Genomic DNA, 17,255 nt, shown 5'->3' with positions numbered 1-17,255 from the left:
CGTTTTGCTGCGGTTACTCTCGGTGCCGGTCGGACTCGGTCGGCACCGGTCGGACTCGGTCGGCGGCGGTCGGCGGTGGGCTGTACGCTAGTCGACGATCGCCCCCAGAAAGGCCGCCATGGCAGGTGCCAGGTGGATGGCCTGTGTGTTAGTGAGTACCGCGCCTTTGAGGGAGCCCACACCAGAGATAGCGTCGAAGTCGAGGCCGCGGAAGTCCACGTCTTTCATCCGCGCCGCATCCACCCGCAGGGTCCGCGCGCGGCAGCCCCGGAAGGCCACGCGTTGGGCCTGCGCCTGGGACAAATCGACTTCGTCGAATACGCAGTCTTCAAAGAGGACATCCCGCAATGTTCCACCAGAATGGTTAGTCCAGGCGAATTTGCACCCACTGAACTTCACCGAAAAGAGGTCCGCTTCGGCGAAGTCTGCAGCGCCAAAGCGGGAATCAGCCACCTCGACGTCGCGAAGCACGGTGCGCGCCATCCTCCATCCCGGCGCATCGAGGCCGGTCAGCTCGCACTCGGTGAAAGTGGATGAGGAAAGGTCGATTCCGTCGAGTGAGGAATCAGCAACCATGCACCCAGTCAGTGACATCCCTTGAAGGTTGCGCTCAAACTCGCCGGAGAACCACTCGTTTTCAAACACTCCCCTCGCGTCCAGTCCCAGGCCTTCCCGCACTTCCAGGTGCAATGAAGATAGTTGGGGCGCTTGGACGATCCGGCGAGTCACTGCTTACTTCCTTTGGGTCGTGTTTTATTCATTTACGCGTTGCGTTCTATAGGCGCAAGCTTACGCAGCACCAACTCCGGCAACCACGAACGTGCCCCGATTGTGCGGGCGAAGTTACGTATTCCACACCTGTGTGGCACCCACGTGGCCCGCCAATGCTGCGCTAACCAGCAGTGCAACTGCAGCGACGCGGAGGCTCACAAAGTCGCAGGATCGACTGGGACGCTGATCGATTGTGCAGGAAGATAAGGGCGCAACAAGGCTAGGAGGCCAAAGTGGCGCTGGTTGAGCAGTGGATTGAACAGGCTTCGTGCGCTGATCTGAAGGTCCGGCTCAACAGTCAGCAACGCTTGGTACACCGGCCACTGCTCCTCATCCGACGCTAGGGAGCGAACCAAATGAACCCAGACGGTTTCGCCAAAGCGATTGACAGCGTTGGGATCGGCGCCTGCAGCGATGAGCTTTTCAATGACTGGGGCGTCCTGCGCGCAGAGCTCTGGGTTGTCCGCCAGCTCCGGCAGCAGCTTGATTGGCGGTGCCCAACCGAACTCAAGCATCGCCGTGAGTGCCTCAACTCTTTCGGCAGTGTCACGGACACGCGATGCATCGAAGAATACGGCTTCCGGGTCATGGCTCGCCCAGTCGATAGTGTCAACGAAAGTCATTACTGTGCCTCCTGGAGTTGAATCACGAGCCAATCGGGAATCCATTCCGCGGTGCGCGGGAAAGTCTCTATGTCGGCCACCCACTGCTGCGGGCTAGGTTGTACCGACCACGCCGGGCGGTAAGCAAAGTTAGGTCTGAGGACAAAACCGTTAGGTCCTGCCTTACCGTGCAGCGAGAGCCACGCTCCACGGGGATCGTCTTTGTGATAACGGGCATCCAAGAATTCTGCACGTTTGCTTGCTGGCAGTTCCCCGCTGACCTCGTAGATTTCGCCGCATGCACGCAGTACGAACTCTGGCAGGTCGGCGTCGATGGGGCCGTCGTAAGGCCCCTCTTGGTAATTAACAGGCGCGGCAGGAGCAACGCCGTATTTTTCTTCGACCCACTGACGCGCGGATTCAAGTTGAGTGCGGGCCTGGGGACGCAGCTCATCCACCTCTTGCGCGGAAAGGCTCTTGCCATCGATGATGATGCCGTGTTCGGCAGGAGCGAAGTCGATGAGCTCTCTCATCGTCATCTGCAACTGTGCTCCCCTGAAAGGCGCGATGTCGAGGGTATGCGCCTCCAGATGCGGTAGCTTTTTGCGGCTGCGAATCTTGAGCCGGAGCGGACGCGGCTTTGCTAGCGCCACTCCGACCAACGGGGCGAAGTTGAAAGCATCGGGCTTTTCCATGGCAGTCTCCTGTCACGTATAACTACAAAGTCGTTGAGCATGTGCCGCCTAGTGTAAATAAATACTGTGACGTCCGCCCCAGGAGTTTCCGCACTGAAGTTTCACGCTGCGCAGGTCGCTAAGAAATGGCTGTGCTGCACCAGCCGCAGACCGAGGAGCTAAGCAGTGGCAGCCGTAACGTGCACTGTTTCGCCGTATGCGCGCCGACCATGCACGAAGTAGTACAGCACCGTCGCCACGGCCACGGTTGCGGCAAGCACCCAATACATAGCGGAGTAGCCCAGCGCAGAAATCAGCATGCCCAAGACCACGGGGCCAAAGCCGATTCCGATGTCGAGGAGTAAGAAGAGCGTCGAAATACCCGCGCCCATCTCGTGCGGAGCCACGAGGCGCACGGCCACCGCTTGCGCCGCCGGCATGATGGAGCCATAGCCCAAGCCAACCAAAGCACCCGCGATGACGACCTCCCAGTCAGCTACTGCGATAGCAAGCACCACGAGACCAATCATGAACGAAGCGAGTGCACCGTAGAAGATGACGTTATCGCCGTGGCGATCCTGGACACGGCCCAAGACAAAGCGCATCGCGAGGCTGACAATCGCATAGGCAATGAAGAAGAAGCTGGCGCCCGTCGCCAGGTCGGACGCGTCAGCATAAGCGTTGAGGTACGTGATGATGCCTGCATAAGCAACGCCGATGAGAAGCATGAAGAAGCCAAAGGGCGCGACCGCCGGGTGGACGATGTTGGCCAGGCTAAAGGTCACGCTGGGGCGCTCCTGCGTAGGAATCTTGAGTGCCAGTGTCAAAGCCAAGGCACATACCGTGAGGCTGAGCACCACAACGAAGATGGTGTTGTAGCCACTCGCACCGACGATAGCCAGTCCTGCCGCCGGGCCAAAAGCGGTGGCAAGGGTAGTTCCCAAGGCAAAGTAGCCCGTGCCCTCAGCACGGCGATGGTCAGGAATGACGGACTGTGCCACGGCCATGACGGCAGTCGACGCCACCGCATAACCCAGGCCATGAATGATGCGCACGACGATAAGCAGTGCCAACGAGTGCGCAACAAAATACGCGGCACATGCCACGGTCACGAGAACCAACGAGACCAAGAGGGACTTTTTACGTCCTGCCGCATCAACCAGATATCCCGAGAACAGTCGCGCAATGGTCGCACCGACCACGAAGGAGCTGGAGGCAAAGCCGCCCGCTGTGTCTGATGCCCCAAACTGTTGCACCGCATACAAAGCCATGATCGTCACCAACAGGTAAAAGACCATGAATTGGGCAAAATTAACCAGCCATGCAAAGACGAATGTTGGGGTGATGAGTTTCTGCTCAGCGGACGTAGGAAACACCTTCTTGACAAATATGGAGTTAAAACGAACCCTAAAACGGTATCAGACCCTTAATCAGCGCATGGCGCTAGCTGGGCAGCAGAGCGGCTACCTCGGCGTCGGAAAGCACTGCGTCCTCAAAGTTGCGCAGCGTCTCCTCCGCGTTGAACTCCACACCGATGAGCACGACCTCAGAGCCCGGCGTCACTCCGTTGGAGGCCCACAGTGAGGCCGGCTGGATCTGCAGGTTAGGGCCCGCCTGCTGCCAGGCATGGGCCACGCGCAAGTCCGTGTCGATCCAGCAATACCCCTTGGAGCGAACCAGCCCGGTACTCGCGCGCAGCGCCTTGAGCAGTCGCTCACGATTGAACGGCCTATCGGAGCGAAATACCACGGAGGAGATGCCATACTCCTCGGTCTCCGGGGTGTGAGGGTTGGCGAGCTCTTCCGCGTAGCCGTGATAGGCTGCAGCCGTGGAGAGGTTGTAGAGGCCGGCATCCAGGATGAGCTCCGTAGCGATGACGCCATTGGTCACGGGAACTACCTTGCAACGGGTGTTCATCGCCTTGACCGTGGCGATGACGCGCTCGGTCTCGGCAGGTTCGACGAGATCGGTCTTGGTGATGAGGATGAGATCGGCAAACTCCACCTGGTCCACGAGGAGATCAGCGATTGTCCGATCGTCTTGCGGGGTGGCCTCGATGCCCTGCGAAACGAGGCTGCGGCCCCGCCGGAGCTGGTCCATGAACGTGGAAGCATCAACCAAAGAAACCATAGTGTCAATGTTCGCGTAGTCCTGCAGTTTGAATCCGTCTTCAAATTCCCACTCAAAAGTGGCGGCAACCGGCATCGGCTCGGAGATGCCGGTCGACTCAATGATGATCTGGTCATACTTGCCCGATTGCGCGAGGCGGGCAACGGACTCTACGAGATCCTCACGCAGGGTGCAACAGATGCAGCCGTTGGACAACTCCACGAAACGGTCTTCGCCGCGTTCGAGGTGGCCCTCCCCTGCAACGAGCGCCGCGTCGATGTTTACCTCGGAGAAGTCGTTGACGATGACGGCTAGCTTGCGGCCTTGTCGGTTAGCCAGCAGGTGGTTGAGCAGCGTGGTCTTGCCGCTGCCCAGGAATCCAGAAAGAACAGTCACGGGTGTAGTCATTCCGCAAATGATAATGGTTTTCATTTACGGGAACAACTACGCTCTAACCGAAGACCCTCCGCGTGTAATCAGAACCAAAGTGCCACTGCGGGTCCAGTTGCTCACGCAAGGCACAGAACTCGTCGAAGCGCGGATACAGCGCGGAGAAGTCTGCCCGCGTCAAGGTGTTCAGCTTGCCCCAATGCGGGCGGCCGCCGACATCCTTCAGAATGGGTTCCACCTTTGGCATGTACTCGTATGGGTTTTTGAAACGCGGGACGTGGAACGCGATGTACATCGACTCGCGGCCGTTGGCGGTAGACAACGCGACGTCGTCAGGTGCCGTGGTACGTAGCTCCAGCGGGAAAGCAATCTGCCAGCCCTGTGCATCAATAAAACGCCGGATCTCTCGCACCGCTTCAGGCCCGTCCGCCAACGGCACTGCGTACTCCATCTCATGGAAACGCACGCGACGCGGCGAAACAAAGACCACGTGCGCGCTCGCGCGGTAGCGATTGTGCGAAATCACCGAGGTAGCAAACTTATTGAAGGACGGGATAGTCTGCGGCACCACGCGCCCAATCCCCAATAACGCCGCATAGGCGCCGTTACCCAAGACCCCATCGTCCACGAATTGCTTAATCTTGGAGCGCCGCGCCATCTTGCCACCCGGGGTTGGCTCGCCAGGCGCAAGACGCGTATTACGCTTGGTCATTGCCGCCTGCGTGTGTAGGAACCAGTAGCACTCAAAGTGGTCGACTTCGCGGGAGTAGGCCTCGAAGTTATCGAGGATGTCGTCGATGTCCCCGCCCGATTCATCCGCAAACAGGTCGAAGGCGTCGACGCATTGCACCTCAACCTCAACCACAACGCCGAGCGCACCAATGCTGACCACGACGAGCCTGAGCTGTTCCGGGTCCTCGTCGAGGGAGAAGCTACGCAGCTGACAGTCGGCGTCGACAAGCCTAAGGCCCGTGACCGTACCCGCGAAGCCGGTGAAACCAATACCTGTGCCGTGGGTTGACGTGGAGATCGCGCCTGCCAGCGACTGGGGATCAACATCACCCTGGTTAGCCAAAGCCAAGCCAAATGGCCGCAGCAAACGCGGCACGTCACGCAGGCGGGTTCCCGCCAGGAATCGCACGCGCTTAAGCTGCCTGTCCACATTAACGATGCCGCTTAAGTAGTCCAGGTTCATCATCACGCCATCACTGGCCGCCACCGGTGTGAAGGAATGCCCCGCGCCGACGGTACGCACGCTGCCCACACGCTGCACTGCCTGGGATACCTCCTCAATTGACCGAGGCTGCAGAAACTCCTGCGGGTTGGCGCGCACGGAGCCCGACCAGTTACTAAAGCCCTTATTCTTGGCGCCACGTGCGCCGATTAACTTGCTCATCTGAAGGTCCAGCCCTTTCCACGATAGGTATCCCAATCTTTAACCTTGTTGTTCGCGTCCACTGCCAGCAGCCCGTCGAGGTGCTCGGTCATCTCGCCAGCCTTGGCGTGACGGAACCACACGAGGTCCTCCACGCACAGGTCTTTAGCAGCCGGGCCATGCAGCGGTGACTGCACCTCGCCGGCGCCCTCCATGCCGGAGTACTTCAAGCCCTTTGGCCACACCGGCACGGGAACGCGGTCCTTGGCAGGCGGGCCGGAGACAATCCAGCCGCCCGAGTTGACGGTGGCCCATCCCGGCGCGGGCAGGCGCGAGACCTCGCAGCAGAAGAACGCTGCCGCCTTGTGGTTGATGCCAGTGAACTGATCGAAGATGGCCGGGGTGTAGAAACCCGAGCCGGCAGCCAGCTCAGTCAGGGTTCCTTCCGCTGCAGATTCTTGGAGGCTGCCCGTGCCGCCGCCGTTGACGAACTCAAGGTCAGCATGGGCACGCGCTGCCGCGATGCACTCTCGGCGCCGCAGAGCAAGGACGTCCATCGACTTCGTGCGCAGCCACCGCTTGATGGCGCCAGTCGGCCCCTTCTCCTCGTCTGCCACAGAGGCCACCTGGCCTTCGTAGGCCATCATGCCCACTAGGCGAAGATCCCGTTTGAGAATCTCGCGGGCTAGCTGGTCCACCTGCTCAGGAGTGCGGATGGGTGAGCGCCGCGGACCGATGACCACGCCGGGCAGGTGCAAAGTACAGTCAATGTCGATGGCCACTCGCATGCCCGGCGCGAGGAGGTCGAGCAGCTCCACGGAGTCCACCATGACCGTAATCGCTTCCCGTACACCAGCGTCGGCACCTAACCACGCCAAGGCCGGACGGTGAACGCTGGGATAAGCCACGACGATATCGCGAAAACCCTCCTCGTAGAGGTGCAATGCCTCGGGAACGCTAAACCCCAGGATCCCTTGGTAGCCGTCGTGCTCGAAAGCCCGGCGCAACGCGGCGACGCTGCGCACCGACTTTGACGCCACGCGGATGGGAAGCCCACCCGCACGCGTCACCATTTGTTCCGCGTTGAAGTCGAAGGCGGCAATGTCAATGACACCAAGAGGGGCGGCCGCCTCGCCGGACCTGACCAGTGGCGCAATAGTTTCCCGAATCTGCGGGTTGGGAATTTTTGAAAGCGTTGGCATGAAGCCATGCTACTCACACCCACACCATGATTGCGATACGTATCACAATAGATTTCTGGCACCATAGACCCCATGAAAACCTTCACTAGTGCTCATCTCCCGCCGCGCGTCTCTGATTTCCTGGCCACCAACCCGGTAGGCGACGTGCGCGGTTCCGGCGCTCAACACACAGCACTCATGCCGTTTACTGGTGAAGAGCTTTTCTCCTTCCCCACGGCCACGCCTGAGGACGTCGCCGCTGCCGTCACCACCGCACGGGCCGGGGTGGGCCACGGCAATCGCGGGCGCATACTGCTCAAGCTTCACGACCTAATCCGGAAGCATGAAGAGCTCATCCTCGACCTCATTCAGGCTGAGAACGGCAAGTCCCGCTCGCACGCCTACGACGAGGTGATGGACCTCTATAACTGCGCGCGCTTTTATGGCGTGAACATACGCAAGGCCTTTGGCTCGGCGCGCCATCCCGGCGCGTTGCCCGTGCTCACCAAGACGCGCACCCAGCACTACCCACTAGGCGTCGTGGGGCTCATCTCCCCGTGGAACTATCCGCTTTCCTTGGGCGTGGGCGACGTGCTGGCGGCGCTTTCTGCTGGCAACTCTGTGGTTCACAAGCCTGATTCCCAGACCACACTGACGGCAATCTTGGTCCGCCGACTGGCGATTGAGGCCGGCCTCCCGGAGGCTGCCTGGCAGCTCGTACCGGGCAACGGCGCCGAGGTGGGCGACGCCTTGGTCCCCCTCGTCGACGGTCTTTCCTTTACAGGTTCCACCAAGGTGGGCAAGTCCATTGCTGCCCAGGCGGCCGGACGTCTCATCCCCACAATGTTGGAGCTCGGCGGTAAGAATCCAATGCTGATGCTTGACGACGCCCCCCTTGAGCCCACTGCTCGCGGCGCCGTGCGCACGGCCTTCTCGTCCTCGGGCCAACTGTGCATGTCCGCCGAACGTGCCTACGTGCACACAGACATTTATGAGGACTTCCTCGTTGCGCTTACGAAAGCCCTCGACGAACAGACTCTGGGCGCAGCCTTCTCCGATGCCGCAACTATCGGCTCCCTGACTTCGCAAAAGCAGCTCGACGTCGTCCAAGCCCATGTGCGCGATGCTGTGGACAAGGGCGCAACCATTGTCTACGGCGGAAAGCATCGCCCGGAACTCGGTCCGTTTTTCTTTGAGCCCACGGTGCTCACTGGGGTAACGCAGGAAATGGAGCTCTTCGCTAACGAGACCTTCGGCCCAGTGTTGGCTGTGTACGAGGTCGATTCTGATGCTGCTGCCATCCACGCAGCAAATGACACGAACTACGGCCTATGCGCCTCAGTGTGGTCGGGCAGCTCCCGCCACGGCTGGGAGGTTGCTTCCCAGTTAGAAGCGGGCATGGTCAATATCAACGAGGGCTTTGCCGCAGCATATGGTTCTATTGCCGCGCCGGGTGGCGGCGTAAAGGAGTCCGGCCTCAATCACCGCCACGGTATTACCGGCATGCGCTTGTGGGCAAATGAGCGCACCGTAGCCGAGCAAAAGCTGCACCCGCTGGCACCCTCGGAGCTACTGCCGCCGCAGCGCTTCCAGAGGCTCATCACCACGGGCATGGCGGCCATGAAGGCGCTGCGCCTGTAGCAGCATGCCTGTGGGCTATGGAAAACGGTATGGCTCTGGCTAGCCTGCGTGAACCCGCTTAAGGCATGCGCAAGATGCGGCGATGCACCGTGCCGGCGGGCTCGACGTGGATGAACACTTCGGCGCCTGGGAAAAGCTCGTCGATGTTGTCCTCGATGCGATCCGCGATGTCGTGGGCCGCAAGAACTGTCCACCCACCAGGCACGTCCATGGTGAGATAGACCAAGCGCTGGCGGCCCGATGCGATGGTACGCCGCGACGTGAACAACACGCCGAATTCTTCCTCAAGCTCAGTAAGTCGCGCATCAAGCTCAGCGTGCTCTTCCTTGGGCAGGGACTCGGAAAGCAGGCTACTCAAGGATTCTTTGAGCAGCTTGTAACCGGTCCACAGGATATTGATGCCCACTGCAAAAGCGACGATCGGATCGAGCCACAGCCAGTCCGTCAGGGCAACCAGCGCGATGCCCACGAGGACGCCAACAGAAGTCCACACGTCAGTCAGCACGTGATGGCCGTCGGCTCGAAGCGTTGCCGAACGATATTTCTTGCCCGCTTTCAGCAACACCAGACCGACAGCCAGATTAAGAACCGAAGCTAGCGTCGAAAGCGCCAGACCAATGCCTGGCTGTTCCAAGGGCTGGGGGTTGAGCAAGCGCAATGCAGAGGTATAAATGATGAGTGCTGCGGCGACAAAGATCATCGCACCCTCTACCAACGCGGAAACATACTCGGCCTTGCCGTGGCCGAATTGATGGTTCGCGTCAGCCGGCTTCGCGGCAATACGAAGGGCGATGAAGCCCACGACTGCGGCAACGAGGTTGACTCCGGATTCCAAAGCGTCAGACAGGAAGCCGACGGAACCAGTAAGCATGGCCGCAAGGACCTTTAAGACAATGGTGAGAACAGCCGTCGCGATGGACAGCTTCATGAAACGCTCAAGCAGGAGCTGCTCGGAAGGAAGTGCCATACAGATACCTTCGGTTAGTCGGCGTGACACGGCCATCCGTATGCGGTTTGGGGAGGACCGGTCAACGTAGGAGCTACGGACCGAAGGTATCGCTCACTCACGAATTTCGCAAGCTGGGTGGCCGGGCGCATAGGCACCAGTATGTCGACCATCCATCCGCCGCCATGGGGGCCGCGGAGGAGCTACTCCCCTTCAGGAATTTTAGGTTAGCAAGCCGCCGAGTTGCCAACAACTCGGCGGCTCAAGCAATGCTGAGACTACAGTTTTAATCTCAGGCGAGCGCTAGCCACCAATCTTGAAGTCGCAGACGTCGCCGTCCTGCATGATGTAGTCCTTGCCCTCTTGGCGGACCTTGCCCTCGGCGCGGGCCTCGGCCATGGTGCCAGCGGCGTCGAGGTCATCAAAGGAAACGATTTCGGCCTTGATGAACTTCTTCTCAAAGTCGGTGTGGATTACCCCCGCAGCCTGCGGAGCAGCCGAACCCTGCTTGATGGTCCAAGCGCGGGCTTCCTTCGGACCAGCAGTCAGGTAGGTCTGCAGGCCGAGCGTTGCAAAACCTGCCTTAGCCAGAGTTGCCAGGCCAGGCTCGGTCTGGCCGACGGACTCGAGGAGCTCCATCGCTTCGTCCTCGTCGAGCTCAAGCAACTCGGTCTCAGTCTGGGCATCAAGGAACACGCACTCTGCTGGGGCAACGAGCTCGGCGAGCTCGGCCTTCTTCGCGTCGTCGGTAAGCACTGCTTCATCAGAGTTGAAGACGTACAGGAACGGCTTCGAAGTCATCAAGTGCAACTCACGCACGAGAGCGAGGTCGATTTCGCCGTTCTTGGAAGCAGCGAACAAGGTACGGTCATCCTCTAGGATTTCCTGCGCCTTCTTGGTGGCCTCAACGGTCTCAGCCAGATCCTTGTTCTTGCGCGCTTCCTTCTCCAGTCGCGGCAGAGCCTTCTCGATGGTCTGCAGATCGGCCAGAATCAGCTCAGTGTTGATCACAGAGATGTCGTGCGCTGGGTCAACCTTGCCATCAACGTGGATGACATTGTCATCAGAGAAAGCGCGAACCACCTGGCAGATCGCGTCTGCCTCACGGATGTTAGCGAGGAAGGCGTTGCCCATGCCCTCGCCCTTGGACGCGCCTTCCACGATGCCGGCGATGTCCACAAAGGACACGGTCGCAGGCAGGATGCGCTCGGAGCTAAAGATCTCCGCCAAGCGGTTAAGGCGATGATCCGGCAGCTCCACGAGGCCAACGTTCGGCTCAATCGTGGCGAACGGGTAGTTGGCCGCCAAAATGTCGGAACGGGTCAGGGCATTAAACAGCGTGGACTTGCCAACGTTAGGCAGGCCGACGATTCCAAGTGTAAGACTCACAGGGGCAATCCTAACGCACGCGGAATTTTTTCAGGCAAGATGGTGGGGTGAGTTCTCAATCGCCTTCCGCATCATCCATGCCGCCTTCTGGACACAAGTCTGATCTGGACCAAGCTGGGCTTGGCGATCGTTTCGATGGTTCCGTCGACGCGACATCGCTTGACGACGTCTCCCCTCACCCACCGGGAGATCAGGTCGACCGTTCCGTTGTCGTCGGCGAGGTCATCAAGTCGACCTCGCTGTGGGCTCTGCGCCTTTTTGTTATTTGTGTATTCCTCTATGCGCTATTCCGCATGGCTGGAAACTTCTGGCGCGGCATCCTGCCGATTCTGTTGGCACTCATTATCTGTACTGTGCTCGCACCTGTCGCAGGATGGCTACGGCGCCATCACGTACCGAGTTCACTTGCCGCTGTACTGACTATCCTCGTTTCCTTCAGCGGGTTGGGCGCGCTTTTCCTTTTCATTGCGCCTAACTTTGTGCGCCAATCACAGACGCTGTATCTGCAGACCGCAAACGGTATCCAGGCTCTTCGCTTGTGGGTACAACAGCCACCGTTGAACCTTAACGAGGATGAGATCGGAACCTACATCGACGAGATCGCCCTGTGGGCACAGAAGCAGGCAGGCTCCATCGCCGGCTCCGTCTTTAACGGCATCGGCCAGGCCACTTCCATGATTGTCACATTGATGGTGGTCCTGGTCCTCACGTTCTTCTTCCTCAAGGACGGCCACCACTTTCTGCCCTGGCTGCGCGAAGCCACGGGGCGCCGCACCGGCTGGCACCTCACCGAGCTTTTGACCCGCGGTTGGAACACCTTGGGCGGCTTCGTCCGCGCGCAGGCTCTCGTATCGCTAGTAGATGCCGTCTTCATCGGCATCGGCCTCGCGATTATTGGCGTTCCGCTCGCGCTGACATTGGCCATCATCACGTTTATCGCAGGCTTCATTCCTTTTGTCGGCGCCATCGTGGCCGGCGCCCTGTCCGTGACGATTGCACTGGTCTCGCTGGGAGTCACGAAGGCGTTGCTCGTCCTTCTTCTGGTCTTGGTGGTCCAGCAACTTGAGGGAAACGTGCTTTCCCCATGGCTGCAGTCCAAGGCCATGAACCTACACCCAGTGGTGGTCTTAACCTCCGTCACCGTGGGTTCTGCACTCTTCAATCTCGTAGGTGCATTCCTGGCGGTACCGGCCGCTGCCATGTTCGCGGTTGCCTACCGCTATTTCCAAGACATGATGAAGCTGAAATCCGGAGAGAAAACAGCCGAAGAACTGCACTTTGCTACCGTCGCCGGCTTCCTCATCGGTCGCTACACCCAGGAGCAGGGCGAACATAAGCGCGCCGAGTGGCTGACAATGCCGGATCACAAAGCCCCCAATGCGGCGCCTGCCGACGTCGCACACGAAGGCGTGGGAGACAGGCTCGACGACGCAGTCAACATGGATGCCCGGCCCAATAACATCGGTGACGAGGAGGCCCCTGCATCGCGCGGTGCCCGCGCCCACGTTGTTCGAGGTAGCGTCCAGCGAGCAATGTCCCGTTTCGAACACTTGTTGCATCCAGACAAGAAGGATTAAACCGGGATGTCCTGAGCACGTGCAAGGGTGGTGAGCATGTCTACTGCCTTGCCCGTGCTTTTGTTGTTTTTCGGCGTCATCCTGGGAGCCATCCTCGGATGGTTGGCACGCGCATATAGCTCTAGCTCATCCCAGCCTTCTGCCGAACACCCCGCCCTCCAGGAATCACAGCGCCGCCAGGCAGAGCTTGCCCCGCTGGAAAAGGCGATGGATAGGTTGGGCTACCAGCTGCAGGAGCTCGAGGAAAGCCGCGCCACGGAACTCGCAGCGTTGTCGAGTCAGGTCCAGGCTGTGACGCGTACCTCCACGAAACTAACCGACAGAACCGACAAGCTGGTTGGCGCACTACGCTCGCCGAACGTGCGCGGCCGATGGGGAGAGATGCAGCTCGAGCGCGTGGTTGAAATCGGCGGCATGCTCAAGCACGTCGACTTTAATACGCAGGCCACGGCCCGAATTCAAGGCACCACGGTCCGCCCCGACCTAGTCATCCACCTCGCGGGTGGGCGCAGCGTCATCGTAGATGCCAAAGTCCCCTTCTCTTCCTATCTTGATGCCCTTGAAACCGAGGACCCGGAAGAGCATGCGGGCTATTTAAGACGCCACGCGCATCTGTTGCGCAATCATGTCCAGGCGCTGGCCCATCGCGACTACATCGAAGCCTTTTCTCCCACGCCGGAGTTCGTGGTGCTCTTTGTACCGGCGGATCCTTTCCTCGATGCCGCGCTGGGCGTCGACCCCGAGCTCTTGGAATTCGCCTTCGAGCGCAACATTGTCATCGCTACCCCGAGCACGCTCTTCGCACTTTTACGCACTGTTGCTCTGGGCTGGCGCCACGAGGACCTCTCCGAAAAGGCCAGGGAAGTCCAGAGGCTTGGCAGCGAATTCTACTCCAGGCTGGGCACGCTCAACGAGCACTACAACAAGGTCGGCCGCAGCCTGGAAAAGGCAGTCGAAGCCTACAACTCGAGTTTGGGTTCCTTGGATTCTAGAGTCGGTGTCACCGCGCGCCGCTTGTATGAGCTAGAAATTCCTGCGCGCACCGACCGACGCCCCGTGGAACCCCAGCCGGTACAGGCCGAACCACGTCGGCCGCGTTTCGAAGATTAACTATTAGGCAATTAATTTCGCCACATTCGGCCAAGAAAATACCGAAAGGGCCAGCAAAGCCTGTAGAATCGTCCGGCGTGTCACTTGCCAAAAATCGAAACCCCCGAGCCGGACGTGAATCTGCCGCCGTGCACGGGCTAACGCTGCCCAAGGCCCTCTTTGGTCTGGTAGCTGCGTTAATCGTTGCAGCACTCATCACGATCGTCGTGGGTTCGATCGGCTGGCCATTTTTCGCCGTTTTCACGCTCGGCGCACTCGCCATGACTTTCTTGGTCAACCCCCGCGGGTTGTATCTCTTGGTGATCAGCATCCCCTTGCTGTTTACGGTGGCCATTGTTTCAACATCGTGGATTTTGGCCGTGCAAGCGGCACCGGAAGGGGCCTCCCCATTCTCCACTACCTCCCTTTTGACCACAGCTTTCCCATTCCTCCAGCGCTTTCCGTGGCTGATCATCGTCTTCCTTCTGTGTGCTCTCCTTGCCGTGTTTAGGCTGTGGAACGGCAAGAACAATGCCAAGTCACGCAACGTCAAAGCCCAGGTTGCCCGCCGCGCTCAACAAAAGGCAGAAAGACGCAATCGTGATGAGCGACTTTCCGTTGCGGAACTCATCGCCCGCGATAAGAAGGCGAAAGAAACAGCTCGTCAGCGCACCGGACGCCTCCGGGAAATGGACCGCGAAGAGCGCCGGCGACAGCAAGCAGTCGAGCGCGAGGCTCGCGAGCGAGCTGCGAGCGTTAGCTCGGCGGAATACGACGACTCCGATTTCGCCCCGCGTCGCCCGGATCCGCAGCGCCGCGCAGGTGACGTCGACAAGCAGCCTGCTAAAGAGCCCAAGGCCAAGCCAGCTTCTCCCCTCGACGAGAACCTCTACGAGGACTAGATTCTGCCGCGAAGCAAGAGACAGAGAAAGACCCGACTCCCCTCCTTGACTGGAGATGAAAGTCGGGTCTTTCAGTGCCTTTAGCGCGGTATCTAAGTTTCCGGCCTTAAGCCTTAGCGCCTTGTGCAGTACGTGCTGGGCGCAGCTCACGCGGCAGGGAGAACTGAATGGTCTCCGTGGACGTCGTAACCTGCTCGACGTTGGAGTAGCCGCGCTCGTCGAGGAACTCGAGGACCTCGCGCACAAGCAGCTCAGGTACGGAAGCGCCACAGGTAACGCCTACGGTCTCCACACCTTCCAGCCATGCCTCATCAATCTCGCTCGCGAAGTCAACGAGGTGGGAAGCCTTAGAGCCTGCCTCCAGGGCAACCTCGACGAGACGCACAGAGTTAGAAGAGTTCTTGGAGCCCACGACGATCATCAGATCGCACTTCGGAGCGATATTCTTCACCGACTCCTGACGGTTCTGGGTGGCGTAGCAAATATCGTCTGAAGGCGGGTTCTCCAGGTGCGGGAAACGCTCGCGCAGCTGGTTGACGATGGTGATGGTCTCATCCACCGAAAGCGTGGTCTGGGACAGCCAGATGAGCTTTTCTTCTTGGAGGAAATCAGGCAGCTTGGCGACGCCCTCTACACCATCAACGAGGTGCGTTACCTCAGGTGCTTCACCGGCGGTGCCTTCGACCTCCTCGTGGCCCTCGTGCCCCACGAGCAGGATGTGGTAGCCGTCGCGGTGGAAACGACGTGCCTCGTTATGCACCTTGGTCACCAGCGGGCAGGTAGCATCGAGCGTGAGCTGCTTACGGCCCTCAGCCTCAGCACGCACGGCAGGCGCGATGCCGTGAGCAGAGAAAACCAGGTGTGCACCCTCCGGTGCTTCGGAGGCTTCTTCGACGAAGATGACGCCGCGCTTGGCCAGGGATTCCACAACGTAGCGGTTGTGGACGATCTGCTTGCGGACATAAATTGGGGCGCCGTACTTCTCCAGCGCCTTCTCCACCGTCTCAACTGCGCGATCGACGCCAGCGCAGTAGCCGCGCGGTGCCGCCAGGAGAACGTTCTTGCCAGTCTCAGTCATGGCCTCCAGAGTATCTAAAAGTCGTAGACAACAGTAGATTGGGTGGCTTATCCTCGTGCTACGAGAGAGTGTGAGGAGTACAGCACGAGTACTGCACAGCAGGGCGTGACCGGTAAATACGCCCGAGCTCGCAGCCCCGGGCGGTCACGTGTCCGGCAAGGGCAATAGACTATGAGGCATACAACGCTGTGCAGAAAGGCTGCTTTGTGAATCAACCGGCAAACTCCCCGGAGACGCCCTGGCCCGTTGGCAAGGTCAATGACCAAGTCAAGGGCTGGATTGAGCGTCTCGGTTTTCTTTGGGTAGAAGGCCAGCTGACCCAGGTAAACGTCAAACGCTCATGGAAGCTTTCTTATCTGACGTTGCGCGACGTCGAACAAGAAAAGTCCGTGCAATTAACCTGCCCCACGGACATGGTGCTGAAGATGCCCACGCCGCTCAAAGATGGCGATCGAGTAGTGGTCTACGGTAAGCCAGCTTTCTACGCTGGACGCGGTTCGTTCTCCCTGTGGACTACTGAGATCCGTCACGTTGGGGTGGGTGATCTCTTGGCCCGCATTGAGATGCTGCGCCAGCAGCTTGCAAAGGAAGGTCTTTTTGATCCTTCCCGCAAGCTGCCGCTTCCCTATCTTCCGCACAAGGTCGGTCTGATTACCGGGCGCGGTTCCGCGGCCGAACGCGACGTCTTGGCAGTGGCCAAGGACAGGTGGCCGGCCGTTCAATTCCGCGTCATCAACACCGCGGTGCAGGGTGCCAATACGGTGCCGCAGGTGATCGATGCTCTCCAGACTCTCGATGCTGACCCAGAAGTCGATGTCATCATCATCGCGCGTGGCGGCGGCTCGGTAGAAGACCTCCTCCCCTTCTCCGAGGAAGCCCTGCAGCGTGCGGTGGCATCCGCTCAGACCCCAGTGGTCTCAGCCATTGGGCACGAGCCAGACAACCCAGTGCTGGACAACATCGCAGACTTGCGCGCCGCCACGCCTACCGACGCCGCCAAGCGCGTCGTCCCTTCCGTCGCTGAGGAGTACGCCTTGATCGATGAGGCACGCTCCCGCATGGCAGCGGCCCTGCGTGGCTGGGTTGAGCGGGAAAGACGCGGTCTGGAAAACATTCGCTCCCGCCCAGTTCTGGCAGACCCAATGACGCCGATCAATGCTCGCCGTGAGGAGCTGGAGCGTTCCCGTGCATTGATAAATCGCGACATCCGCTACCTGCTGGATAACGAAACAAATCGCATCGCGGCCTTGCGTGCGCAGGTTTCGGCGCTTGGCCCCTCAGCCACCTTGGAGCGCGGTTACTCAATCGTGCAGGTAGTCCCCCGGGATGGCTCAGGTCCTGAGGTTGTTACTTCTTATGAGCAATCGCCTCCAGGATCGCAGCTGCGCATCAGGGTTGGTGACGGTTCCATAACCGCAGCGGCCATGGCAGCTAAGCCCGCGGACTAAGCAACTAGCCATAGTTTCAAACCAAGACAGCAACCCAAGACAGCTACGAAAAACACAACCACAAGATAGAAGTTAGAGGGAAA

General features: G+C 59.7%; 15 protein-coding genes. 5 read left to right on the top strand and 10 right to left on the bottom strand.

Annotation, left to right across the window (positions count from 1 at the left end; translation table 11 throughout):
• Nucleotides 1-87: 87 nt before the first annotated feature.
• The 7 genes from HMPREF3148_RS09925 to HMPREF3148_RS09895 all read right to left on the bottom strand — a co-directional run bounded on the left by HMPREF3148_RS09925 (nt 88) and on the right by HMPREF3148_RS09895 (nt 7,123).
• A complete protein-coding gene (locus tag HMPREF3148_RS09925; protein ID WP_049062652.1) occupies nt 88-729 on the bottom strand; it encodes a pentapeptide repeat-containing protein in 642 nt (213 codons plus the stop codon).
• 197 nt (nt 730-926) lie between these two features.
• The gene (locus HMPREF3148_RS09920; RefSeq protein WP_049145221.1) at nt 927-1,394 is read right to left on the bottom strand and encodes a hypothetical protein; all 468 of its coding nucleotides are present in this window, start codon (nt 1,392-1,394) and stop codon (nt 927-929) included.
• Complete coding sequence (locus HMPREF3148_RS09915; protein ID WP_049152264.1) at nt 1,394-2,068, bottom strand: hypothetical protein; 675 nt, start codon at nt 2,066-2,068, stop codon at nt 1,394-1,396. The genes HMPREF3148_RS09920 and HMPREF3148_RS09915 overlap by 1 nt, the downstream gene beginning before the upstream one ends.
• Nucleotides 2,069-2,226: 158 nt before the next feature.
• Nucleotides 2,227-3,423 (bottom strand): MFS transporter, encoded by a 1,197-nt coding sequence (locus HMPREF3148_RS09910; RefSeq protein WP_005531827.1) that lies wholly within the window; start codon nt 3,421-3,423, stop codon nt 2,227-2,229.
• A 67-nt stretch (nt 3,424-3,490) separates the two neighbouring features.
• Nucleotides 3,491-4,564 (bottom strand): GTP-binding protein, encoded by a 1,074-nt coding sequence (locus HMPREF3148_RS09905; protein ID WP_034657610.1) that lies wholly within the window; start codon nt 4,562-4,564, stop codon nt 3,491-3,493.
• A 43-nt stretch (nt 4,565-4,607) separates the two neighbouring features.
• The gene (locus HMPREF3148_RS09900) at nt 4,608-5,942 is read right to left on the bottom strand and encodes a D-arabinono-1,4-lactone oxidase (RefSeq protein WP_049152261.1); all 1,335 of its coding nucleotides are present in this window, start codon (nt 5,940-5,942) and stop codon (nt 4,608-4,610) included.
• Complete coding sequence (locus HMPREF3148_RS09895) at nt 5,939-7,123, bottom strand: type III PLP-dependent enzyme domain-containing protein (RefSeq protein ID WP_049152260.1); 1,185 nt, start codon at nt 7,121-7,123, stop codon at nt 5,939-5,941. Before HMPREF3148_RS09895 ends, HMPREF3148_RS09900 begins: the two co-directional genes overlap by 4 nt.
• 72 nt (nt 7,124-7,195) lie before the next feature.
• Between HMPREF3148_RS09895 and HMPREF3148_RS09890 the strand changes: the two genes are divergently transcribed.
• On the top strand, nt 7,196-8,743 hold the full coding sequence (locus HMPREF3148_RS09890; protein WP_070509059.1) for a succinic semialdehyde dehydrogenase: 1,548 nt from the start codon (nt 7,196-7,198) through the stop codon (nt 8,741-8,743).
• 58 nt (nt 8,744-8,801) lie between these two features.
• Here HMPREF3148_RS09890 and HMPREF3148_RS09885 read toward each other — a convergent pair whose 3' ends face one another.
• On the bottom strand, nt 8,802-9,710 hold the full coding sequence (locus HMPREF3148_RS09885) for a cation diffusion facilitator family transporter (RefSeq protein ID WP_049160642.1): 909 nt from the start codon (nt 9,708-9,710) through the stop codon (nt 8,802-8,804).
• A 282-nt stretch (nt 9,711-9,992) separates the two neighbouring features.
• Nucleotides 9,993-11,078 carry a redox-regulated ATPase YchF gene (ychF, locus tag HMPREF3148_RS09880; protein ID WP_005529923.1) on the bottom strand — a complete coding sequence of 362 codons (1,086 nt, stop codon included), beginning with the start codon at nt 11,076-11,078 and terminating at the stop codon, nt 9,993-9,995.
• A gap of 77 nt (nt 11,079-11,155) precedes the next feature.
• On the opposite strand from ychF, the gene HMPREF3148_RS09875 reads away from it, so the two are divergent.
• From HMPREF3148_RS09875 to HMPREF3148_RS09865, 3 genes are all read left to right on the top strand, one after another.
• The gene (locus HMPREF3148_RS09875; RefSeq protein ID WP_005529925.1) at nt 11,156-12,655 is read left to right on the top strand and encodes an AI-2E family transporter; all 1,500 of its coding nucleotides are present in this window, start codon (nt 11,156-11,158) and stop codon (nt 12,653-12,655) included.
• Between the two features lie 36 nt (nt 12,656-12,691).
• Entirely contained in the window at nt 12,692-13,765 is a 1,074-nt protein-coding gene (locus HMPREF3148_RS09870; protein ID WP_005529927.1) for a DNA recombination protein RmuC, read from the top strand.
• A gap of 77 nt (nt 13,766-13,842) precedes the next feature.
• On the top strand, nt 13,843-14,646 hold the full coding sequence (locus HMPREF3148_RS09865; protein ID WP_141741084.1) for a DUF6542 domain-containing protein: 804 nt from the start codon (nt 13,843-13,845) through the stop codon (nt 14,644-14,646).
• Nucleotides 14,647-14,752: 106 nt separating this feature from the next.
• Here the strand turns inward: HMPREF3148_RS09865 and HMPREF3148_RS09860 are convergent, their stop codons facing one another.
• A complete protein-coding gene (locus HMPREF3148_RS09860; RefSeq protein ID WP_005529931.1) occupies nt 14,753-15,724 on the bottom strand; it encodes a 4-hydroxy-3-methylbut-2-enyl diphosphate reductase in 972 nt (323 codons plus the stop codon).
• 206 nt (nt 15,725-15,930) lie between these two features.
• On the opposite strand from HMPREF3148_RS09860, the gene xseA reads away from it, so the two are divergent.
• Nucleotides 15,931-17,172, top strand: coding sequence for an exodeoxyribonuclease VII large subunit (gene xseA / locus HMPREF3148_RS09855; protein WP_049152257.1), 1,242 nt, complete (start codon nt 15,931-15,933; stop codon nt 17,170-17,172).
• The last annotated feature ends 83 nt before the right edge of the window (nt 17,173-17,255 follow it).

It is taken from the genome of Corynebacterium sp. HMSC05D08, from assembly GCF_001807215.1.
Taxonomy (GTDB): domain Bacteria; phylum Actinomycetota; class Actinomycetes; order Mycobacteriales; family Mycobacteriaceae; genus Corynebacterium; species Corynebacterium striatum.
The sequence above is the reverse complement of the archived record's forward strand: the minus strand, read 5'-3'. Positions and strand labels throughout refer to the sequence as shown.